Origin of the sequence: Paenibacillus sp. AR247, from assembly GCF_002968895.1 — a bacterium.
In the GTDB taxonomy this organism is placed as follows: Bacteria; Bacillota; Bacilli; order Paenibacillales; family Paenibacillaceae; genus Paenibacillus_AQ; species Paenibacillus_AQ favisporus.
This window is the reverse complement of record NZ_PCZT01000024.1, coordinates 195,785-200,383: the sequence shown is the minus strand read 5'-3', so window position 1 is coordinate 200,383 and position 4,599 is coordinate 195,785. Positions and strand designations below refer to the sequence as shown.

The window sequence follows — 4,599 nt, the reverse complement described above, 5'->3', positions numbered from 1 at the left end:
CAAGGCAGCAGCGGTCAATTTTACACGGACTATACTCCGTTTCTGGATGCCGAATTTCTCCCGCAGGCGAGAATCGGGATTCCGAGGTTTTACTATCAGGATCTTGATGAGGATAGGCTGAATATAATCGAAGCCGCGATCAGGGTGCTGAAGGAGAAGGGAGCGGAGATCATAGACCCGGTTGAATTATCCTGCGAGCAGGCGGAGTGGGATGGGCATGTGCTGACCTATGAATTTAAAAAAGGGGTCAATGACTACTTGTCCCGCTTGCCGGAAACCGTGCCGGTGCATTCACTCGAAGAGGTGATCCGGTTCAATGAGGAGCATGCGGATACCTGCCTCCGCTACGGGCAGGATGTTCTGATCCATTCGGAGGCTACCAGCGGCACGCTGACCGAAAAAGAGTATACCGACAGCCTGAAGCGCAGCGTCAGTCAGGCAAGGCAGGGGCTGAACGGGGCTTTCGATGAGCATAAGCTGGATGCCCTCTTGTTTCTGGGGAGTGAAGGGGGCGATGACCTGGCGGCACGGGCCGGTTTCCCGGTCATTACCGTGCCTGGCGGATTCGCCGAGCGCGGGGTCATTGCACCCGGGGGTTATACCACTAAAGGGCCTCAGGGGATTACTTTTATCGGCCGGGCGTTCAGCGAGCCGACGCTGATCAAGATCGCTTACGGTTATGAACAAGCCACCAGGCACCGGGTGCCTCCTGTCCTGGAGTAGGCAAGGGGGATAGTGAAAACTTAAAGCTGGTTTTTCAAGTAACGCCGCCTCGATGACCCGACCAGAAGGATGGAAACGAAAAGCATGAAGAGACTTGCGGGCATAGGTTGGCCGTAAATCCAGCATTGGATGATCCGGGCGACGGCAGCCAGTCCAAGAATGAGTGACAACAGGATAAAAGGGTCCAGCCTGCGTTTTAGTCCCTTGCTGAAGAGGAGCTTGATACCCCCAATCACTAGAGCGGACCAAAATAGGATCATCAAGACAGCAGCCAGACCGAACAAGGCGAAATTCACGCGGGCTTCCTCCTTTCCAGAAAAGTGATGTATGATAGCAGTATAGCTTGCGTCCCATAATATGTAAAATAACACTCGGAAAGGGGGCAGCTCATGCGTGCCCAGCTTGCTATTAAATATCCGCTGCGGGCAAAATTTTTGATCAGCATGGCTGTGATTCTAGCCATTATGATTCAATTGTTAATCAGTAATTCACTGGACGATAATATCAAGAAAATCAACTTTGTCATCGGCATCCTGGTGTTACTATTTATCGTAGGGGCCATTACGGTTGCACTCTTCCGCTCGGCAGGCAAACCCAAGTCACTGCTGCTCGAACCGGGAAAGCTTGTTCTGGAAGGCAAGGAAGTACCCGCTGCGGACATTCAGGGCGTGTGGATCAACGAGCGCTGGTATGGAATCAAGCTGAAGCAGCGGCGGATCGTGCCGATGAAGCTGTGCTTTGTCCTGCAGCCACGTCAGCCCGCCGGCGAGCCAGAGCTTCTGCAATGGGCGGAGGAGCATGAAATCCCCGTGGAACAGAGATTTTTTATCCGGTGGATGTAGCCGGCTAGACCAGATTCAGCTTATCCAAATTGCTGCGGATGACGCCACAGGACGCGGCAAACAGCCCGCGCTCATCTTCATTCAGATTCAGCTCGATAATTTCTTGGATCCCGTCGCTGTGAATAATCGCCGGGACGCCGGTACACACGCCGTGTTCGCCGTATTCTCCCTCGAGGATGGCCGACACGGCGATTATTTTATGCTCATCGTTCAGCACCGAGCGGGTGATGTGGGCAATGGCACTACCGATGCCAAAAATGCGTAGATCCTTTGACGGGTGCGATGTCCGTCAGGTCCACGTGCTTAAAGCGCTCCTTGTGTTGTGAGAGAATGTCCAAAACCGGTTTGCCGCCAATCGTGACATGCGACCAGGCGACGAACTGGGACTCGCCGTGTTCACCCAGAGCATACCCGTGAACGCTACGGGGGTCGATCGAAAAAATGTCTGACAGCAGCGTTTTGAGGCGCGAAGAGTCGATGGACGTTCCGGTGCCGATGACCCGGTTCCGTGGAAAGCCCGACAACTGCTGGATCAGATAGGTGACGATATCGACCGGATTGGCCGCGGTGATGAATATGCCCTCGAAGCTGCTCTTCAAAATCGGCGTAACGATCTGTCGGGTGATAAGTACCGCCTCTTCAAGCACGTCCAGCCGGGTCTGGCCCGGCTTCGGATTCGCTCCTGCCGTCAATATTACGACGTCCATATCTGAACAGTCCGCATATGTTCCAGCGTAAACCGAAGTGCGCGTATGCGTAAAATCAATGCAGTGCGACAAGTCGAGCGCCTGCGCCAGCGCGCGGTCATAAGTGCGGTCGACCATCATGATCTCGTCACAGATCGATTGGTTGATCATGGAATAGGCTGCAGTTGCACCGACCATGCCCGAGCCGACGATGGCGACCCTGCGCTTTCTTCTTTTCATTTCCGCCACCTCCTTCTCCGTGAGCTAGAATTCCTCAAATTACACTACGGGAGATTTCGGCCAGGGAACAATATGGAGCTCCCGCCCGCGCCTCCACCAGGCCAGCGCATCCAGGCGAACCCACTTTTTGCACACGGTCGTGCTTATCGAACTGCCCAGTATGGCGATCAGCTCATGCCCGTTGGCCCGCTTGAGGCCGGCATACACCGCAGAGCTGAGAATAATTTCGTAGACCACAAACGTAAACACATCGGATCGGGACACGACCCAAACCGTAAACTCGGAACGCCGCCTGGGGGGCCCTAGGTCCTTCTTCATTCCTTTCCTCCTGCCCCGTGCCCTGGGGTACATTTGAAGCGGCACTTTAAATCGTGAAACATATTATTTTATGGAAAATCGGGCTTGGGCTATTCGCCCCTCACGCGGAGTGGAAGGTTTCGGCAGCATGGCGCAATGCGAGAGGACCTCAAAAATGGGCGGAGGAGCAACCAGGCCTCAGCATATTGCGGATTACGGTTGGCAATAAATATAGTACATGGTAAACCGGGAGCGGCCTTACAGGTGTGGGGCTGCTCTTTTGGCATGATCAGGTGCGGAAGGGGGGGGATCCAAGTTGGGGTAACGAAAAAGCAACACCCGTTTTTATCGCGTACTCTCAAACAAGCCTTGGAGATGAAAAAGGTTGCGCTTCCTTGGAACCGGGCTTTGTGCGCCGGCTTGTGCATTGGCCTGCCATCCCTGATCGGATTTTGGCTTGGCCAATTTTCGTACGGGATGCTGGCAGGAACAGGCGGATTCGCCTATCTGTACGTGGCGAGCGAGCCGTATGCGTTAAGGGCCAATAAAATTCTGTTTGCCGCCCTGGGCCTGACGTTCTCTGTGGCAGCTGGAACGCTGCTGGCTCCCTACCCGCTCCTTGCCGCCTTTGTTCTGGGCTGCATCGGGGCAGCGGCGTCCTACCTGTTCGGCGTGCTGAAGTTTAAAGGTCCGGGGGCGTTATTTTTCGTGCTCAGCTTCACGCTGGCTACGGGGATGCCGCCCGATCCTTCCCAGGCGTTCCTCCGCGGCGGCTTGGTGTTTCTAGGCGGAATGCTGGCCTGGTGCTTTGCCATGGCCGGCTGGCTGCTTCGGCCGCACGGTCCCGAAATCGGCGCCGTCCGCCAGCTGTATCTCGACTTGGGCTCCCTATTGGATGGTGCGGGCACCCGGGAATACAGCCGGGCCCGGCATCAAACGCTGCTGTCCATGTACAGCGCGGAAACCACGCTCGCGACAGGCGGGTTCGATCGGCGAAGCGACGCAACACCGCGCCGGTTGTCGCGGATGTACTCGCTTGCGCACCACATTTATCTGATTACGGACAAAATTCCGTTGGCCGTGGGGAGAAGCTGCCGCCGGAGCTCAGCGCCGCGGTCAGAAGGGCAGGGGAAGCGTGCGGGCAGCCGGATGCATGGGTTCGAACGCCGCTGACGGACGACCCGGATCCCCGCATCCGGGATCTGAGTGACCTTGTTGGGCAGCTGGATGCTATTTTTAGCGATGCGGAACCCGAGGGGGAGCAGGACCGCCGCAAGCTGACCCGCACGCCGGTGCGGAGCATCCTGGAGGGCAATTTGGATAAGGACTCGATCGTATTTCTGCAGGCGATCCGGTTCGGTGTCATTTTGATGGTGGCGGCCGCTATCGCGTATGCGTTTCAGCTGAACCGGTCCTACTGGGTGCCGCTCTCCTGTGCTTCGGTGATGCTCGGCGCCACCGTCATTGCCACCTTTCACCGGGCGATTCAGCGATCCCTCGGAACGATACTTGGCATCCTCATCGCTAGCGCGATATTGTGGACCCACCCGGAGGGATTTGTCGTATCCATTGCGATCATGCTGTTCACTTTTTTACGGAACTGCTCATCGTGCGTAACTACGCCCTGGCCATGCTGTTCATTACGCCCAACGCGCTGCTGATGGCGGAGACCAATACCCGGATACATAACTTCGGCTATTTTGCCGGCGCCAGGCTGACCGACGTGCTCGTCGGCAGCGTTATCGGCCTGATCGGCGTGCTGCTGGTCGGCAGCCGCTCGGCTTCCAGCCGGATTCCGTACCTTCTCGGCC

5 protein-coding genes and 2 pseudogenes are annotated in these 4,599 nt (G+C 56.4%); 4 read left to right on the top strand and 3 right to left on the bottom strand.

Annotated elements, in window-relative coordinates:
- On the top strand, window positions 1-723 hold a 723-nt coding region (locus CPT76_RS40905; protein ID WP_483870083.1), incomplete at its 5' end, for an amidase.
- A gap of 20 nt (window positions 724-743) precedes the next feature.
- On the opposite strand, the gene CPT76_RS31775 is transcribed toward CPT76_RS40905, so the two are convergent.
- Window positions 744-1,019, bottom strand: a complete 276-nt coding sequence (locus tag CPT76_RS31775; RefSeq protein WP_105445727.1) for a hypothetical protein — start codon at window positions 1,017-1,019, stop codon at window positions 744-746.
- Between the two features lie 93 nt (window positions 1,020-1,112).
- Between CPT76_RS31775 and CPT76_RS31770 the strand changes: the two genes are divergently transcribed.
- Window positions 1,113-1,565 (top strand): hypothetical protein, encoded by a 453-nt coding sequence (locus CPT76_RS31770; protein WP_105445726.1) that lies wholly within the window; start codon window positions 1,113-1,115, stop codon window positions 1,563-1,565.
- Window positions 1,566-1,569: 4 nt separating this feature from the next.
- On the opposite strand, the pseudogene CPT76_RS31765 reads toward CPT76_RS31770, so the two are convergent.
- Together CPT76_RS31765 and CPT76_RS31760 are read right to left on the bottom strand one after the other, a co-directional pair.
- Window positions 1,570-2,491, bottom strand: a pseudogene (locus tag CPT76_RS31765) (L-lactate dehydrogenase).
- A gap of 39 nt (window positions 2,492-2,530) precedes the next feature.
- On the bottom strand, window positions 2,531-2,809 hold the full coding sequence (locus CPT76_RS31760) for a hypothetical protein (RefSeq protein WP_105445725.1): 279 nt from the start codon (window positions 2,807-2,809) through the stop codon (window positions 2,531-2,533).
- A 354-nt stretch (window positions 2,810-3,163) separates the two neighbouring features.
- Between CPT76_RS31760 and CPT76_RS31755 the strand changes: the two genes are divergently transcribed.
- Window positions 3,164-3,961: a hypothetical protein gene (locus CPT76_RS31755; RefSeq protein ID WP_105445724.1), complete on the top strand. Its 798-nt coding sequence runs from the start codon at window positions 3,164-3,166 to the stop codon at window positions 3,959-3,961.
- A gap of 197 nt (window positions 3,962-4,158) precedes the next feature.
- Window positions 4,159-4,599, top strand: a pseudogene (locus CPT76_RS42355) (FUSC family protein); the annotation flags it as partial.